A 16221-nucleotide genomic window follows, 5' to 3' on the forward strand; every position below is an offset into this window, starting at 1 on the left:
TGTTATGATCGAATATGAGTAATTGTGGATAACGGTAAAAACGGCAACTTATTCACTGTTTCATGTGGATAAAAAGGTTGATATGTTGATAATTTCTGAAAAGTTGGTACTTTGTAGCAAAAACTATCCACATGTTAATAATTTCGGAACAAAAAAGCGCCCACCATTTTGAAAGATTTTAATGGTGAACGCGTTTATTATTTTTAAAACCTTGTTTTAACACGGTTAATGAACAGCTTTGTGTCAAATGGAGGAATTACCCGTTTAAACGGCAATATTATTATTAAAAACCAATTGTTCTTCTTGCAGACCGGTCATGACGGATTGTGAATTTCACTGTTTCCTCTTTATTCACAGGGACATGTACAGGAAGTAGGATCTTATCACGCTTTTTATTCCATTCATGTGTTGATTCATCCACAGTCCACAAGTGTCCGGGAATCTGTTGACGAATTACCGCTTCGACTGGAACCTCTTTTGTATTGCAAATTGTATATTCATATTCGGTGTATTCATAGCCGCCTTCTTTATACTTACCGGACTTTTTGCTGTTCACTTTAATATCGCATGCCTCGCCCGACTTCAAGCGGACCTTTTCGCCCACTTCCGTATGCTTGATACGGTATTCGCCGATAAATTCGGCACTTCCATCCTGCGAACTTGTCCGGTACATTTTGAATACGCCAGTGGGCAACGGAAATCCAAGTCCATTTTCCACTGTATTGTCGAATTCGATGAAAATATCCGGATTCGATGTCTGTTCGTTTATTTCATAAACCATTCGTGCTTGTGATTTGGTCGAAGATAGAAGCCGTAGTTGTTTCTGTTGCCGATCTTCAAGGTCTATTGGTCTTGGATAGGAGTACGTATGAAAATCTGAAAAAGCATCTGCCTTTGGTTTTTCATTCTTGGATAACTCTTTACTTTTTTCTTCAGTCTCATTGCCGGCCTTGCTAAGCTTTCCTGAAATGAGCCGAAGCTTTGCATCATTGAAAGAGACACCGGAATAATTTTTCATCGTCAGCCATCCCGAAAGGTCAAATTGGTCACCGTGCAAAGAAATGACGTAATCTGCCTTCCACGAAACACCTCCCGTCAAGTAGGATACGCACACTTCTTCACTCCTTTGCTCCTTGACTTGCCATACAAGCGTCGGCTCTATGTGATTTCCTCCTTCAATTTCAGGAAATCGAATTTCACCTCTTGGATTGATGATGAGTTCATTCGTTTCAACATCTTGCATGACAACCGGACCGTTTGCACGCAAAAGTGTGTATTTGCGATCCCCTTTTGAAAAAGGGTCTTTCATAATTAATTGACGACCGAGATACCTTTCATAGATCCTCAACTCATCCATCAAATCATACTCATAGATAAGCTCCGATACGTCGGCCCCTTCCACGATGACAGAATCCTGATCTAACCTTTTTGACACTCCAATAAAATGAACCCAATCATCTTTTTGAACCTGCGGAATTGAGCGCGTATCTTTCACAAGTGCAAAGCCATCACTATAGACAGTCAGGGAACAGGACGCAGTGGTAGATTTCGGAATTCGAATCGGCATTATTGAACCTCCTTGTTGAATGCTCATTTCTGTAAACTCTCCAATAAGTATGCTCAATATACGCTATTCCCTGTTCTGCCGGAATTAAAGCTGATGTCGCGAAAAACTTTGCCACTAAAAAAAGCAGGGAAAGGATTCAATCAATCCCCCGCCCTACTTCTCCAAATGCTCACACGCCCATCTCATGCCCTTTCAATTGCTCACGCAATGTAGCTTTCAAGAACTTGCCGACGGATGTCTTCGGAATCTCATCCAAGAAAACAACATCGTCCGGAACCCACCACTTGGCAAATTGGCCATCCAAATAAGCAAGTAGCTCAGCTTTCTTCGCATCATCCGCAGCTTTTCCGTCTTTCAACACAACGCATGCAAGCGGACGTTCCTGCCATTTTTCATGCGGAATAGCAATGACCGCCGCTTCGAATACATCCGGATGCGTCATCAGAGCGTTTTCCAAATCGACGGATGAAATCCACTCGCCGCCACTCTTTATCAAATCTTTCGTTCGATCCATCAACTTCAAATAGCCGATATCCGTCATGACTGCGATATCCCCAGTGTAAAGCCAGCCATCGCGGAACGCCTCATCCGTCCGGTCATCCTTATAATACTCGCTTGCAATCCAAGGTCCGCGCACCGCAAGCTCGCCCATCGTCTTGCCATCCCATGGAACTTCTCCGTCTTCATTGACAACTTTCACTTCAAGCCCCGGCATGATCAACCCTTGCAACGCGCGAATATCGATTCGTTCGTCCATCGACAACTCTTCCATTCCAGACGTGTAAACCGACAAGCTGACAAGCGGCGAAGTTTCTGTCATTCCATATCCGACGTAGAAAGGAACACCTAACTTCTCTTCGAACGCGCGGATTAAACCTTTCGGAGATGCCGAGCCGCCACTCACAATTCCGCGAAGCGAAGAAAGGTCCCGTGGATTTTGCTCCTGCTCCTTCAACATCGCCAACCAAATCGTCGGCACACCCGCTGTAAGCGTCACTTTTTCCCGTTCAATCAAATCCAATAAGAGCTGCGGAGTGAATCCTGGCCCTGGCAACACTTGTGTAGTGCCGAAGAAAACTGCAGCAAACGGCATGCCCCATGCGTTAACATGGAACATCGGGACGACAGGCAGAATGACATCGCCTTCCCGCATTCCCATCGCATCTGCCAAACCAAGCGCATAACTATGCAAAACAAGTCCTCGATGTGAATAGACGACACCTTTTGGATAGCCTGTCGTTGCGGATGTATAACACATCCCAGCTGGCGTGTTTTCATCCAAATCCTCAGGATAGTCGTATTCATCGGACGCCTCTGCTAACAAAGCTTCATAGGAGTAAACATTTTTTAGTGAAGTTTCGGGTACGTCCATACTATCGCCCATGATGACAATATGCTTCACCGTCTTCAGCAATGGCGCAAGCTTTTCAAAATGCGGAAACAGGTTATCATCCACAAGCATGATTTCATCTTCCGCGTGGTTGATCACATAAGCGAGATGCTCAGGCGACAAACGGATATTGACCATGTGAAGGATAGCCCCCGTACTCGGCACACCAAAATAAGCTTCAAGATGCCTATGATGATTCCAGCCGAATGTCCCTACTTTCGTTCCGTGCTTCATCCCAAGCTTCGTTAGGGCATTCGATAATTTCCTCGTCCGTTTCGCCCATTCCCGGTACGGTATGCGGTGGATTGTGTCTGCCGAAGTGCGCGAGATAACAAGTTTGTTCGGAAAGAATTGCTCAGCTCTTTTAATGAACGACGACAGTAATAATGGTGTTTGCATCATTTAAAACCGCTCCCCTTTTGCGCTTTTATTGTGTGAAGCCTGTACAACCATCTTTAGCCGGACAGGCACTTTTGTCCCCCATAATCCTATGTGCCTAATCGTCCGGTTATTCCCATCTCACAATCCCAAATTTTTCGCGATGATCACTTTCATGATTTCATTTGTCCCTGCGTAAATCGAGGCAACCGGAATATCGCGATACCTTCTTGCAATCTTGTACTCCTCCATATATCCATAGCCTCCGTGAAGTTGCATGCACTCCGCGGATATTTCGCGTGCCGTTTCGGTGATCCAATACTTTGCCATGGAAACCTTCGTCACGACATCCTTTCCGTCTAAATGGTCCTCAATGAGGGATTCAAGAAACGTTTTCCCAAGTTCGATTTTCGTTGCAATTTCCGCAAGCTTGAACTGCGTGTTTTGGAATGAGCCGATCGGTTTCCCGAACGCCTCCCGCGACTTCACATAGTCAAGCGTCATTTCAAGCATATCCTCCGATGCAGTTTGAGCCGATAGTGCAACGATCAGCCTTTCCTGCTGAAGCTTCTCCATCAAATAGCTGAAACCTTTACCTTCTACACCAATCAGATTTGCGGCAGGCACCCTGCAGTTTTCGAAATAAAGCTCAGCGGTATCCTGCGAATGCATGCCGACCTTGTCGAGCTTCCTTCCTTTTGTAAATCCTTGTGTGCCTTCTTCGATTATCAGCAAACTAATGCCGCGATGCTTCGGCTCTGCCTGAGGATTCGTCTTTACGACGACTAAGAATAAATTCCCGTTCACCCCATTCGTAATGAAGGTCTTTTGACCATTGACGATATAATGATCACCGTCTTTAATGGCAGTCGTCTTGATACTCGCAAGATCCGAACCCGTCCCTGGTTCCGTCATAGCTACACCGGTTATCCAATCCGCCGAAATACAGCCGGGCAACCAACGTTTCTTCTGCTCATCCGATCCGAAGGATTCAATATATGGAACGACGATGTCATTATGAAGACCGACACCTGTCAAGCCGGCCCCGATACGCTCCATCTCTTCTCCAATGATGACACCATAGCTGAAGTCGAGTCCGAGGCCACCGTATTGTTCTTCCACTTGTGGACAGAGGAATCCCATTTCTCCAAGCTTCCGCCAAAAACTGACAGGAACGAGCCGTTTCTTTTCCCATTCATCGTAAAACGGGGCCGCTTCTTTTAAAAGGAATTTCCGAAGTGTAGATCTGAATAGGACATGTTCATCTGTTTCAAATCGATAGCGTGCCATTGAATTACCTCCTACTTATTTCGGTTGCATCCGGATAGCGCCGTCCAGCCTGATCACTTCACCGTTCAGCAGCGGGTTCGTGAAAATGCTTTCGACTAATTTCGCATACTCATCCGGCCGACCAAGCCGTTTCGGGAAAAGCGTCATATCCACGAGCGCATTTTGAGCCGGTTCAGGTAGCCCCGCGAATAAAGGCGTCTCGACAAGACCCGGTGCAATTGTCATAACACGAATCCCATATGGTGCAAATTCCCTTGCAATCGGTAATGTCATTCCAACGACACCACCTTTTGAAGCACTATATGCCGCTTGCCCGATTTGTCCTTCGAATGCCGCCACAGAAGCCGTATTGACGATGACTCCGCGCTCACCATCCTCATTCGGTTCGTTTTCCATCATGGCTGCTGCCACAACCCGGATCACATTGAACGTACCGACCAAATTCACTTGGATGATCTGTTCAAATCGTTCAAGCGCCATTGGTCCGCCTTTCGAAACCACTTTTCCTGGTGTCGCAATCCCTGCGCAATTTACGACCGCATTCACTTTTCCGAATGCGGAGACGACCTCCGCCACATTTCCTTCTACATTTTCCGCGCTCGCTACATTCGTTTTCATGAATAAAACATGATTTCCCCCAAGCTCATTTACAAGCGTCTGACCCCGTTCTTCATTCAAATCAAAAATGGCTACCTTCCCGCCGTTGGAAACGATTCTTCTTGTTGTAGCCTCCCCTAATCCGGATGCTCCGCCTGTTACGATCGCTACGATATTTTGCATTTCCACCACTCCACATCCCCTTCATAGCAACTATCTCACTGCTCTATTCTTTCAATAATCGTCGCGTTCGCCATGCCCATTCCTTCGCAAATCGCAAGCAATCCATATCGACCGCCCGTGCGCTTAAGTTCATTCACCATTGATATAAGAAGCTTTGTGCCCGTTGCACCAAGTGGATGGCCAAGTGCAATAGCACCGCCGTTCGGATTGAGTTTCTTAGGATTCGCGCCCGTTTCTTTCAGCCACGCAAGCGGTACTGGAGCGAATGCTTCATTCACTTCATATATATCCATATCTTCTATAGAAAGAGCCGCTTTGGACAGCACCTTCTTTGTCGCTTCAATTGGTCCAGTCAACATCAATGTCGGGTCAGAGCCGACTACCGAACGTGCGACAACCCGGGCAAGTGGCTTTAACCCGAGTTCTACTGCCTTTTCTTTCGACATAAGCAAAACTGCTGAGGCACCGTCACTCATTTGACTGGCGTTTCCTGCGGTAATGACTCCATTTTCGTCAAATACTGTTTTTAATCCAGCAAGTGTTTCGAGTGTGGAATCTGGACGCGGGCCCTCGTCTCTCGCAACGGTTTCAACTGTACCATCGACGCGATTCACAACAACCGGCACGACTTCGGCATCGAATTTACCTTTCTCAATGGCATTTATCGCCTTCTGATGGCTTTCGTGCGCATAACGATCAAGTTCTTCACGTGACATTCCCCATTTTCCCGCAATGCGTTCAGCGGATAATCCTTGGTTGATGATTTCATGTTTTTCGGTCAGCTTCGGGCTTGGTTTTGCGTCTCCCATATTTGAAAACATAGGTGCTCTCGTCATGCTTTCAACACCGCCGGCAATGACGATATCCATATCTCCCGCAGCAATTGCTTGTGAAGCGAAATGTACTGCTTGTTGACTTGAGCCGCATTGGCGGTCAATTGTTACGCCCGGCACATGAACCGGGAATCCGGCGATCAACGCTGCGGTCCTTGCAATATTTCCTCCTTGCTCGCCCGTCTGCGTGACACACCCTAAAATGACGTCTTCCACTTCACTTTTCTCGATTCCTGCTCTATTCATTAATTCTTCAAGGACGACTGCAGCAAGTTCGTCCGGTCGATAGTCCGAAAAACCGCCTTTTCGTCTGGCGACCGCAGTCCGAACACCTTCTACGATGACAACTTCTCTCATATCCGCACCCCATTCTCTGAATTGATTGATAGTTCATATAGTTATAGCTTACAGGAATGCGTTATCAATTTCCACCGCGGAATTTGTTGGTCTGTGTAGAGAATCAGCCTCAAGTCTTAGATGAATATCCGCATTGCGGCCGTTTGGACGAGTTGGAATCGATTGTATGATGTAGATACAACGAAAGGAGGAACAACAATATGAAAAAATTTGGTTTAGCGATAATTGGCATTGTGGCGGCTATCGTTGTTCTTGCAAACTTAGGATCGATTTTAGGGCTAGCGATTTCCGCATTGATCGCTTTTGCGGGGGTTCATTATTACAGGAAGAGTGATTCGACATTCCTGAAATTGTTCTGGGGAACAGTGCTTGTTATCGGTTTGTTGACAGCTGTTACAAACATTCCAGCGTTCATCGGCATCATTGCTTTGTTAGGTGTCTATTATGTATGGCGCAAGTGGAATGAAAATAAAAACGATAATGTAATCGACGCTGAGTATTCCGACGATCCGTTCGTCAATTTCGAACGCCAGTGGGATGAAATTACAAAATAAGGAGGAAGCTATTATGAACACATTATGGAACAGAATTAAATACACTGTGCAAGCCGATTTGCATACAGTGCTCGACAAGAAGGAATCGAAAAATCCAATTGCAATGTTGAATCAATACGTGAAAGAAGCAGAGAAGCAAACAGGAGCGGTCGGAAAACTTTTGGAACGTCAAGGGAAATTGAAGCTTGCGCTCGAAAAGGAATATGCAGAAGCGAAAGCAATGTTGGAGAAACGCCGCAACCAATTGTCGCTCGCAGAGTCAACAGGCGAGGAAGATCTTATCGCGTTCGCGCAGGATGAAATTCGTGCATATGAAACGCGCGCTGCTGATTTAGCGACAAGCATTGCGGAAGCTTCGAAGGAACTGTTCAACTTAGAACGGAAATTCGAGGAAATGAAACATAAAGTGAAGGACATGAAAGTGCGTCAGCTTCAATTGATGGGGAAAGAAAATGTCACACGCGCCCATCGCCGTATGGATAAGTTCATCTCACCTGAAAATGGTGATAAGCAAGTTAGTAGTGTCGAGGAAATGAATTCCTATATCGAAAGCCTCGGTGGGGAGATTAACCGCGAGTACGAATCCTCCTCAATGGAGCGTAGATTGGAATTACTTGAGAAAAATGCCGCAAAAAACGTTGAGATTGTGTAAACTATAGAAGAGAATACTTCAAAGGGAAGGCCCTGCCTTCCCTCTTTAATCTACATCAAGAAGGGGGAATTAATGTGAAGAAGTTAGAAACGAATAAGGTGATATTTTGGGTTGCCGCATTTCTTTTTCTTATTTTTATAGAAACTACATTTCTGACTAACGGTAATTTCATTTTCCTCCTTCTTGGTGCCGGATTTATTTATTACGGTTTTAAAAAGCGTTCGAAATGGATGACTTTTTTAGGAATTGTTTTCATAATTATGGCTTTGTTGACGTTGTGGAGTTTGCGCATGCTGCTGTTCACGGCTTTTGTCTATGTGCTATTCCATCTATGGAAAGGCGTTCCGGCCGAGCAGATCATGCGTCCGTTGAAGGAGTTTAAACAGGCGACGCCGAATGGCATTTGGAAAAATAAATGGTTTTCAGCGCAAACTTCTCCCTTCTCTGCTTATGAATGGGAGGATATCCAGATACAAGGGTTCTTCGGGGATATTCATGTGGATGTAACAGACACCGTTCTGCCAAAAGGGACATCTTTCATTTCCATACGACAAGGATTTGGGCGGGTTAAAATTGACTTGCCTTATGAAATTCCGGTGCGCATCCATTACAACACGCTATTTGGGGAAGCCCGGATTCTTGATTTAAGTCCAAAGCGTATGCTTAACGAGACACTCCATTTCAAGGATGGCTATGATGGTGAAATCGGTGACCGTGCGGAGTTGATCATTTCCCTTGCGACGTGGATTGGTGATATCGAGGTGGTGCGAAAATGAAGAACCTATTCGGACGCAGCCTCTCTCTAACACTAATTTTCATCGCCATTACAGCACTTTACTTCTATTTAATCATTGATGCACCTTTGAATGAAGTATGGCTTCTCTTTTTTAAAGTCCAGTATGCAAACGTCCCTTTAGGCGTGTGGATTATTTTCACATGCATAGCGTTAGCCAGTTGGATAGCCATTTGGATGGGAAGCATCGGACGTTCCACGGAAAAAGCGTTTGAGCAGCAATTGACGGTTTTAATTCAAAATGAAGAACCGGTCAAATTCAATAAAAAGTTTTCGCCGAAGATTGATAGAACACTTGAGGACGTCTCCAATATAATCACGACTCAGCGTAAAAGCTTGCAGCGCATAACCGATGAACGGGCCGAAGCGCAGGATAAGTTGATACAAGAACGAATTGTTCAGGAACGTCAGCGTCTTGCCCGGGAACTTCATGATTCCGTTTCGCAGCAGCTTTTTGCGGCATCAATGCTTATGTCTGCGATCAATGAGCAGGAGCATGAAAAGGCTGTCGAGAAACCACTTTTGCAAGTGGAGCGCATGGTGCAGCAGGCACAACTTGAGATGCGTGCATTGTTGCTTCATTTGCGGCCAGCCGCCTTAAATGATAAATCGCTTGCGGAAGGTCTTGAGGAGTTATTAGTCGAATTAAAAGAGAAGGTTTCGTTCGATATCAAGTACCGATTAGAAGAGGTGTCGCTGTCGAAAGGTGCAGAGGACCATTTATTCCGCATTGCGCAAGAGACTTTATCGAATACATTGCGTCACGCACAGGCGACGGAAGTCGATGTCCTTTTCGTCGAACGGGATGGGTTAGCTATTTTCCGCGTACAGGATAATGGTGTTGGCTTCCAGGAAACCGATAGTAAAGGCGGTTCATATGGATTGCAGAATGTAAAAGAGCGGGCAATTGAAATTGGTGGTACGTGCAAAATCGTTTCAGTACCTTCACAGGGGACGATTGTGGAAGTGAAATTGCCGACGAAAAAGGGGGATGGGTTGGGTGATTCGGATTCTATTAGTGGATGATCATGAGATGGTGCGAATCGGCGTTTCCGCTTATTTGCAGACACAGCCGGATATGGAAGTCGTCGATGAGGCAGTCAATGGAAAAGAGGCTGTGGAAAAGGCGCTTGCGTTACGGCCTGATATCATTTTAATGGATATGGTAATGCCGGAAATGAACGGCGCGGAGGCGACTGCGGCGATCATCAAGCAATGGCCGGAAGCGAAAATCGTTATTGTCACCAGTTTCTTAGATGACGACAAAGTGTATCCTGCCCTTGAAGCTGGTGCGATCAGCTACATATTGAAAACATCGAATGCGAAAAGGATTGCCGAAGCCATCCGTGACACATTGAAGGGGCAGACCGTTTTGGAGCCTGAAGTGACGTCGAAAATGATGCAGAAAATGAGGACCGGCAATTCGCATCGATTGCATGATGATTTGACGGAAAGAGAGCTTGAGATCCTTCTTTTACTTGCAAAAGGGAAAACGAACCAGGAGATTGCGGATGAGCTGTTCATTGCGTTGAAGACGGTAAAAACGCATGTGAGTAATTTATTATCAAAACTTGAAGTGCAGGACCGGACCCAGGCGGTTATTTATGCGTTTAAGAATAATTTGGTCGAATAAAAAACTGCCCCGCCATCTGAATAGAGTGATGGCAGGGCAGTTTTTTTCGATTAAAACTTATCAGGATCTTGTCCGCGGTTCGGGTTGTAAGGATATTCTTCGCCCGGGTCCTTCGTATTGTATCCGTCTATATTTGTTTGATTGAAACGTGTTGGGTCAGTCGGATAGCCATTGCCCCCGACCGGAGGGACATGGTCCTCATTCGCTGTTTCGTCTACGGCACGTTGGGCTTTATCCACAGACTTCTTAGCTTTAAACTTCATCTCGCTTTTCTCCTGCTCCCACTTTTCTTTCGACACATCCGCCTCTTGCAGACTGCCTTCCATTTTCGTCAAGTAACGGGAAGCATGTTCACGTCCGCCTAAACCGAATGCAAGACCGAATGCAAGTGCAACTCCACCTAAGATGAGGATGAAGGCCGCATTGATGATAGCTGGCGCGATACCTAACTGGCTCAATGCCATGAAGAACGCGAATGCCAAAATCGCATATTTCGCTACATATCGCAAAACATGTGGCGATCCTGATTTTGTCGTGAGGATGCTTCCGACAAATTTTTCAGCAAGGTTCGCAAGCCAAAATCCGATTGCCAAAATGACGACTGCAGCAACAACCATCGGCAAGTATGCGAAAATGCCTGTCGCCAAAGTCACCATGAACGTCAAGTTCAGCAGTTGTAGTGCTTCAACAACGAACAGTAAGATGACGATTACTTGGACAATCGTTCCGATGATTTGGGAGAATGAAGGCGTTGATGCTCCTGAGCGTACACCCATCTTCCCGAAAATCGAGTTAATCCCTAAATTTTCGAGTAAGGAAACAACGATGCCCTTGATCCATTTCGCCAAATAAATACCGACTAATACAAGTACAATCGCGACCGCAATTTTCGGCAGCATCGTCATAATATCGTTTAACATGGCGATTGCCGGTTGTGAAATACCTTCCAGATCCAATACTTCCAGTGCGGAAATCGTTACAGGCAGCATGATCAGAACAAAAACGATAGTGCCGACAACGCCCGAAATACTTGTTACTTTCCCTTGTCCTGAAGAAAGCTTCAACTTATGAGAGAACCGATCGACTCCAACCGACTCAAGCAGTTTCGTAACAATCGTTCGGATGATTTTCGCGACAACCCAGCCAACCGCGAATATCAAAGCTGCGCCGACAATTTTCGGAATGAAGTTCATGAAGCTTGCGAGCATTCCCTCGAACGGACCACTGATGCCGCTTAAGCCGAGAGCGTGTAGTACAGCAGGTACGAACAGCAACAGTACTACATAAAACGCAATATTAGCTGCAGTTTCGACCCATTTAGACTTATCAACTTCATCCGGGGATGCCCCTACCTTCGAGACGTACTTGTTCAGTTTCATCTTGACTCCGATTGCCAAAATCACTTTCTTGACAATCAACGCAAGAACCCAAGCTAAGAGCAAGATCAGTCCAGCCTTCAAGATGCTGAGAACCGCCCCGCCGATTCCCGAATACATCGTCATGAACGGCGAAGCGATCATGGATGCGTTCATGATGTTAAAGAAGAGAAGGAATGCAAGTAAAAGAATACCGAAGAAGACTACTTTACTGATAATCTTTTCGATATTCCATTTTCCGTCTTTGACATCCAATCTTTCATTGACTCTCGATTTCTTCAATCGTTTGCTGACTGCGTTCTCGACCGCTTTTGCTATGAAGAAACCGATCAGCAATACAATTAGGCCAAGTATCAGCTCAGGAAGATAGCTAAGCATGTTCGTAAAATACAAGTCTCTGTACATTCCGCGTCCTCCATTCATTAGGTAATCTATTAGTGACTATTCCTATTAATGGAGAGGAGTAAACCTATTAATCTGTAGAAAGCTTGAGCGCGAGGTCCAGTTATATTCAAAAAAACAGGCAATGGAAAGCACCCTGCTTTCCCTCGCCTGTTAATTCACTTCAAACTAACTCAATCCTCTTCTAAATCTAAACGATTCTTCTTGAACATTTTCGACAAGATTTCATAAACAATCGGCACAACAATCAATGTCAGCAATGTAGAGCTGATCAAACCGCCGATTACTGTAATTCCCAATCCTTTCGAAATCAATCCGCCGCCTGCTCCGTTTCCAAGAGCCAACGGAATGAGGGCACCGATTGTAGCAATGGCAGTCATAAGGATCGGACGTAAACGAGTTGCGCCCGCTTCAAGAACTGCTTCACGCATTTTCAAACCGGTACGTTCCATCCGAATAATACGGTCAACGAGTACAATCGCATTCGTGACGACGATACCGATCAACATCAAGAGACCCATCATGACTGGAACGGAAATCGTTTCGCCTGCAATTAACAGACCGACAAACGAACCGATGACTGCAAACGGAAGCGAGAATAGAATCGCAAACGGTGCGACACCTTCACGGAACGTAACGACAAGAATGAAGTAGACAATCGCGATTGCCGCAATCATTGCAATACCAAGCTGCGTGAATGCCTCTTCCATGTCAGCCGCAACACCAGCAGTATCGACCGAAACGCCTTTCGGCAAATTCAGCTTATCAATTGCTTTATCGACTTCAGACGTCGCTTTTGATACGTCTGCGTCGACTAACTTACCTGTTACAGAAGCGTAGTACTGCCCTTTGCTTCGGGAAAGCGTGTTGAATGTAGACCCTTTTTCAACTTCTACTAAATCTGAGAGCTTCATTGTTGTACCTATAGCTGTAGGAACCTCAGTTGCCAATAATTCATCAATTGACTTAGGCTGTTCTACAGCCTTCTGCTTCACAACAACTTCCAATTCATTACGATCTTTCCCAATCGTAGTTACGACTTCTTGTGTCCTTGACGGAGCAAGCATCATAATGATTTGACCAGTCGTCAATCCATACTGCAGCAACTCATCCTGCGTTGTTTTCAGAGTGTACTGAACGTAGGCATCTTCGGCGCTTGAAGAAACATCCTCAATACCTTTCGTTTCACCCATGACTTCTTCAACCTGTTGTACTGCTTCTTTTAGGCTGCTTAAATCTTCACTATAGAACGTGTAGCTAATTTCATTTGTGGACATTCCCATGGCGCTGAAATTCTGGCTCTTCCATTCTCCGGATTGACCAATAGTAAATACGTAGTCCTCGATTTCTTTACGGACTTCTTGGAAGTTTTCCATATCCGGATCAAAAATAAGGTACATTAATGCACCGCTCGATCCTCCACCCATCATCGCTGTCATCGGATCAGCGCTGTCCATGATCGATAGCTGGACGATGTCAATATCATCACGTTTGAGCATTTCCTTTTCGACAACTTCGACGTTTGCCAACGTTTCATCCTGAAGCTCACCCGTTGCCGGTGTATACGTAATGTACATGACTTTTTCTTCATCGCTTCCTAAGAAACTGAAACCGATTAATGGCATCAACCCTAAGCTGCCCGCTAATAGAACAATAGAAATGATTGACGTAATGACTTTATGGTTCAGCGTCCATGCAAGGACACGTTTATACCAATTCGCCATTTTTCCAGCCTCTTTGTGCTGGCTATCCGTCTTTTCACCATATAGCTTTTTCCTGAATAGGAAATGTGATAGTGCCGGTACAATTGTAATCGCAACAAGCAATGAAGCACCAAGCGCAAATGTCATTGTCAGCGCAAACGGCATGAATAACTCGCCGACCATACCACCGACAAAGATCAATGGTGCAAATACCGCAACAGTTACGAGTGTTGAAGACATGATCGGTTTAAACATTTCGATTGTGGCTTCACGAATTAATGCACGACCTGATAGCTTTTCAGTTTTCAAATGTAGCCTTCGGTATATATTTTCCACGACGACAATTGAGTCATCGATAACCCGCCCTATTGCAACTGTAATCGCACCAAGCGTCATAATATTAAGCGTGATGTCCAGCCAATTGAGCAATAATAACGCCATGAATACTGAAACTGGAATTGAAACAATTGAGATGATCGTTGATTTGAAATCACGCAAGAATAGTAGAATGATCAAAACCGCAATCAATCCACCGAATAGCGCTTTTTCTACCATCGTTGAAACTGACGCTTCGATCGGTTCACCTTGGTCAAGTGAGATGTCTACGACAAGACCATCAATCGCTTTCTCTTCTACTTTCATAAGCTTCTTCACATCATTAACGACATCAACAGTGTTAGCGCGTTGGCCTTTGACTATTTGAATGGCGATCGCATTTTCACCATTCGTACGTGAAATCGACTTCACCCTACCAACTTTCTCAACTGTCGCGATATCACCTAACTTAACGAACGGCGATGGATTCGCTTCTGAAGGCGTGATAGGAATAAGCATGCCTTCCAATTCTTCAATCGTCATGAACTTTCCGTCCACAGCGACAGCCTGCTCGCCTTCTTCAAATTCATAAAGGCCGAGTGAAACTTCCATATTGCCGGCTTGGAGCATTTGCTTAACCGTATCTTCAGTCAAACCTAATTTAGCCATCTTTTCTTCATCATACGTAAGTTCAACTTCTTCGATATGCTGTCCTGAAATTGTTGCTGATGCAACCCCATCGATTTTCTCGATTTTCGGCAGCAAAATATCTTCAACTGTGGAAGTCAATTCAACGATATCTTCTGAAGTACTACTCACACTTAACGCCACAACTGGCATCATATTCATGCTAATCGCAGTGATAATTGGTTCCTGCGCGCCTTCAGGCAAAGTTAATGAATCCATAGCGGACGCCAATGCCCGCTTCGCCTCATCCATATCAATCCCATATTCATATTCCACCTGAATGCTTGCCATATTGGAATTTGAATTGGAGTAAACCGATTTAACATGGTCTAAGTTTTCAACTGCTTTTTCGATAGGTATCGAGACTTCATCCATAACTTGCTCAGGAGTCGCCCCTGGATAAACACCCATGACCATTAAGTACGGTATCGAAATATCCGGCAACGTCTCCGTTTTCATCTGTGTTGCGGAATAAACCCCCGAAACGGTAATAATAATGGTAAGCAACCATACTGCTAATTTATTCTTCAGTACAAAATTGACTAATCCTTTCACCCTTACACCTTCCCCTTGTTGACAAATTGGACTCTGTTTTTTATAGTAGTGACTAAGCGGTCAATTGTCAATTGAAATACATAGGAGCGATTCGAAAAATATGGCGAAAAAACAACTAATTATGGAAAAAGCTTTGGAACTCTTCGCAAAGCAAGGATTTGAAGCGACATCTGTTCAGCAAATAACAGATCATTGCGGCATTTCAAAGGGAGCCTTCTATTTATCATTCAAGTCAAAGGACGAATTGATTGTCGCGTTAATTGATCACTTTATGAGACAGTTTACCGCAGACATTGACTTCGTGGTCAGCGACAAAAATGAAGAGGACTTGTTATACAATTTCTATTACACGGCCTTTCAATCGTTCAGTAAGCACTCTGATTTCGCTAAACTTCTTATGAAGGAGCCGGCGCAATCTTTTAATGAAGAGCTTTTTTCCAAGCTGCATAATTACAACAAATCACTTGAAAAAGTCATTTTATCAATGATCGAACGATTATACGGTGATCTTTCCAAAGACTTGAAATATGATTTATCATTTTGCATTAAAGGCTTTATGAGTACTTATTCAGAGCTTTATTTACTATACAAAACACCAATCGACATGGATTTACTTTCCCAATCACTTGTCGAGAAAACAAATCTATTAGCGAAAAACATGACAATCACTTTCATTCCCGATGAACTAATAGAGATAATCGATCAGCCACTTATTGAGGACACATCTTCCGAAAAAATAGTGGAAGTCATTGAAAAGAACATTGAGGACATGGAGGATTCCATCGAAAAAGAGTCGTTGATCCTATTGAAGCAAGAGCTGTTGGAGCCAGCGCTACACCCTGCAATCGTTAAAGGCTTATTATCGAACATCCAACACCACCCACATTGCAAATGGGCCGCTTATTTACTGCGAAAACATTTTGAAATAAAATAAAGGAAAAACGCTTTGTTAGCCT

Annotated in this window: 13 protein-coding genes; 6 read left to right on the forward strand and 7 right to left on the reverse strand. The window is 44.7% G+C overall.

What is annotated here, in order from left to right; genetic code table 11:
* Window positions 1-283 precede the first annotated feature (283 nt).
* From P5G49_RS01740 to P5G49_RS01760, 5 genes are all read right to left on the reverse strand, one after another.
* Complete coding sequence (locus tag P5G49_RS01740; RefSeq protein WP_301241741.1) at window positions 284-1567, reverse strand: DUF4139 domain-containing protein; 1284 nt, start codon at window positions 1565-1567, stop codon at window positions 284-286.
* 169 nt (window positions 1568-1736) lie between these two features.
* On the reverse strand, window positions 1737-3359 hold the full coding sequence (locus tag P5G49_RS01745; protein WP_301241742.1) for a long-chain fatty acid--CoA ligase: 1623 nt from the start codon (window positions 3357-3359) through the stop codon (window positions 1737-1739).
* 117 nt (window positions 3360-3476) lie between these two features.
* Window positions 3477-4625: an acyl-CoA dehydrogenase family protein gene (locus P5G49_RS01750; protein WP_301241743.1), complete on the reverse strand. Its 1149-nt coding sequence runs from the start codon at window positions 4623-4625 to the stop codon at window positions 3477-3479.
* Window positions 4626-4640: 15 nt separating this feature from the next.
* Window positions 4641-5405 carry a 3-hydroxyacyl-CoA dehydrogenase gene (locus P5G49_RS01755; RefSeq protein ID WP_435877167.1) on the reverse strand — a complete coding sequence of 255 codons (765 nt, stop codon included), beginning with the start codon at window positions 5403-5405 and terminating at the stop codon, window positions 4641-4643.
* Between the two features lie 35 nt (window positions 5406-5440).
* Complete coding sequence (locus P5G49_RS01760; protein ID WP_301241744.1) at window positions 5441-6595, reverse strand: thiolase family protein; 1155 nt, start codon at window positions 6593-6595, stop codon at window positions 5441-5443.
* A gap of 200 nt (window positions 6596-6795) precedes the next feature.
* Between P5G49_RS01760 and P5G49_RS01765 the strand changes: the two genes are divergently transcribed.
* The 5 genes from P5G49_RS01765 to P5G49_RS01785 all read left to right on the forward strand — a co-directional run bounded on the left by P5G49_RS01765 (window position 6796) and on the right by P5G49_RS01785 (window position 10227).
* A complete protein-coding gene (locus tag P5G49_RS01765) occupies window positions 6796-7149 on the forward strand; it encodes a lmo0954 family membrane protein (protein WP_301241745.1) in 354 nt (117 codons plus the stop codon).
* 13 nt (window positions 7150-7162) lie between these two features.
* A complete protein-coding gene (locus tag P5G49_RS01770; protein ID WP_301241746.1) occupies window positions 7163-7801 on the forward strand; it encodes a PspA/IM30 family protein in 639 nt (212 codons plus the stop codon).
* Between the two features lie 74 nt (window positions 7802-7875).
* Window positions 7876-8577 (forward strand): cell wall-active antibiotics response protein LiaF, encoded by a 702-nt coding sequence (gene liaF / locus P5G49_RS01775; protein ID WP_301241747.1) that lies wholly within the window; start codon window positions 7876-7878, stop codon window positions 8575-8577.
* Window positions 8574-9620 (forward strand): sensor histidine kinase, encoded by a 1047-nt coding sequence (locus tag P5G49_RS01780; RefSeq protein WP_301241748.1) that lies wholly within the window; start codon window positions 8574-8576, stop codon window positions 9618-9620. The genes liaF and P5G49_RS01780 overlap by 4 nt, the downstream gene beginning before the upstream one ends.
* Window positions 9595-10227 (forward strand): response regulator transcription factor, encoded by a 633-nt coding sequence (locus tag P5G49_RS01785; protein WP_301241749.1) that lies wholly within the window; start codon window positions 9595-9597, stop codon window positions 10225-10227. The genes P5G49_RS01780 and P5G49_RS01785 overlap by 26 nt, the downstream gene beginning before the upstream one ends.
* Window positions 10228-10277: 50 nt before the next feature.
* Here the strand turns inward: P5G49_RS01785 and P5G49_RS01790 are convergent, their stop codons facing one another.
* Both P5G49_RS01790 and P5G49_RS01795 read right to left on the reverse strand, forming a co-directional pair.
* Window positions 10278-12008 (reverse strand): mechanosensitive ion channel, encoded by a 1731-nt coding sequence (locus P5G49_RS01790; protein WP_301241750.1) that lies wholly within the window; start codon window positions 12006-12008, stop codon window positions 10278-10280.
* Between the two features lie 170 nt (window positions 12009-12178).
* A complete protein-coding gene (locus tag P5G49_RS01795; RefSeq protein WP_301241751.1) occupies window positions 12179-15265 on the reverse strand; it encodes an efflux RND transporter permease subunit in 3087 nt (1028 codons plus the stop codon).
* Window positions 15266-15365: 100 nt separating this feature from the next.
* Here P5G49_RS01795 and P5G49_RS01800 point away from each other — a divergent pair, with 100 nt between their 5' ends.
* Complete coding sequence (locus P5G49_RS01800) at window positions 15366-16199, forward strand: TetR/AcrR family transcriptional regulator (protein ID WP_301241752.1); 834 nt, start codon at window positions 15366-15368, stop codon at window positions 16197-16199.
* Window positions 16200-16221 lie beyond the last annotated feature (22 nt).

This window comes from Sporosarcina highlanderae, assembly GCF_030433715.1.
Taxonomy (GTDB): domain Bacteria; phylum Bacillota; class Bacilli; order Bacillales_A; family Planococcaceae; genus Sporosarcina; species Sporosarcina highlanderae.

Coding starts and splice junctions, on each gene's coding strand:
- P5G49_RS01765 (WP_301241745.1), top strand. CDS start 6,796: ATGAAAAAATTTGGTTTAGCGATAATTGGCATTGTGGCGGCTATCGTT.
- P5G49_RS01750 (WP_301241743.1), bottom strand. CDS start 4,625: ATGGCACGCTATCGATTTGAAACAGATGAACATGTCCTATTCAGATCT.
- P5G49_RS01745 (WP_301241742.1), bottom strand. CDS start 3,359: ATGATGCAAACACCATTATTACTGTCGTCGTTCATTAAAAGAGCTGAG.
- P5G49_RS01755 (WP_435877167.1), bottom strand. CDS start 5,405: ATGCAAAATATCGTAGCGATCGTAACAGGCGGAGCATCCGGATTAGGG.
- P5G49_RS01760 (WP_301241744.1), bottom strand. CDS start 6,595: ATGAGAGAAGTTGTCATCGTAGAAGGTGTTCGGACTGCGGTCGCCAGA.
- P5G49_RS01800 (WP_301241752.1), top strand. CDS start 15,366: ATGGCGAAAAAACAACTAATTATGGAAAAAGCTTTGGAACTCTTCGCA.
- P5G49_RS01780 (WP_301241748.1), top strand. CDS start 8,574: ATGAAGAACCTATTCGGACGCAGCCTCTCTCTAACACTAATTTTCATC.
- P5G49_RS01770 (WP_301241746.1), top strand. CDS start 7,163: ATGAACACATTATGGAACAGAATTAAATACACTGTGCAAGCCGATTTG.
- P5G49_RS01740 (WP_301241741.1), bottom strand. CDS start 1,567: ATGCCGATTCGAATTCCGAAATCTACCACTGCGTCCTGTTCCCTGACT.
- P5G49_RS01790 (WP_301241750.1), bottom strand. CDS start 12,008: ATGTACAGAGACTTGTATTTTACGAACATGCTTAGCTATCTTCCTGAG.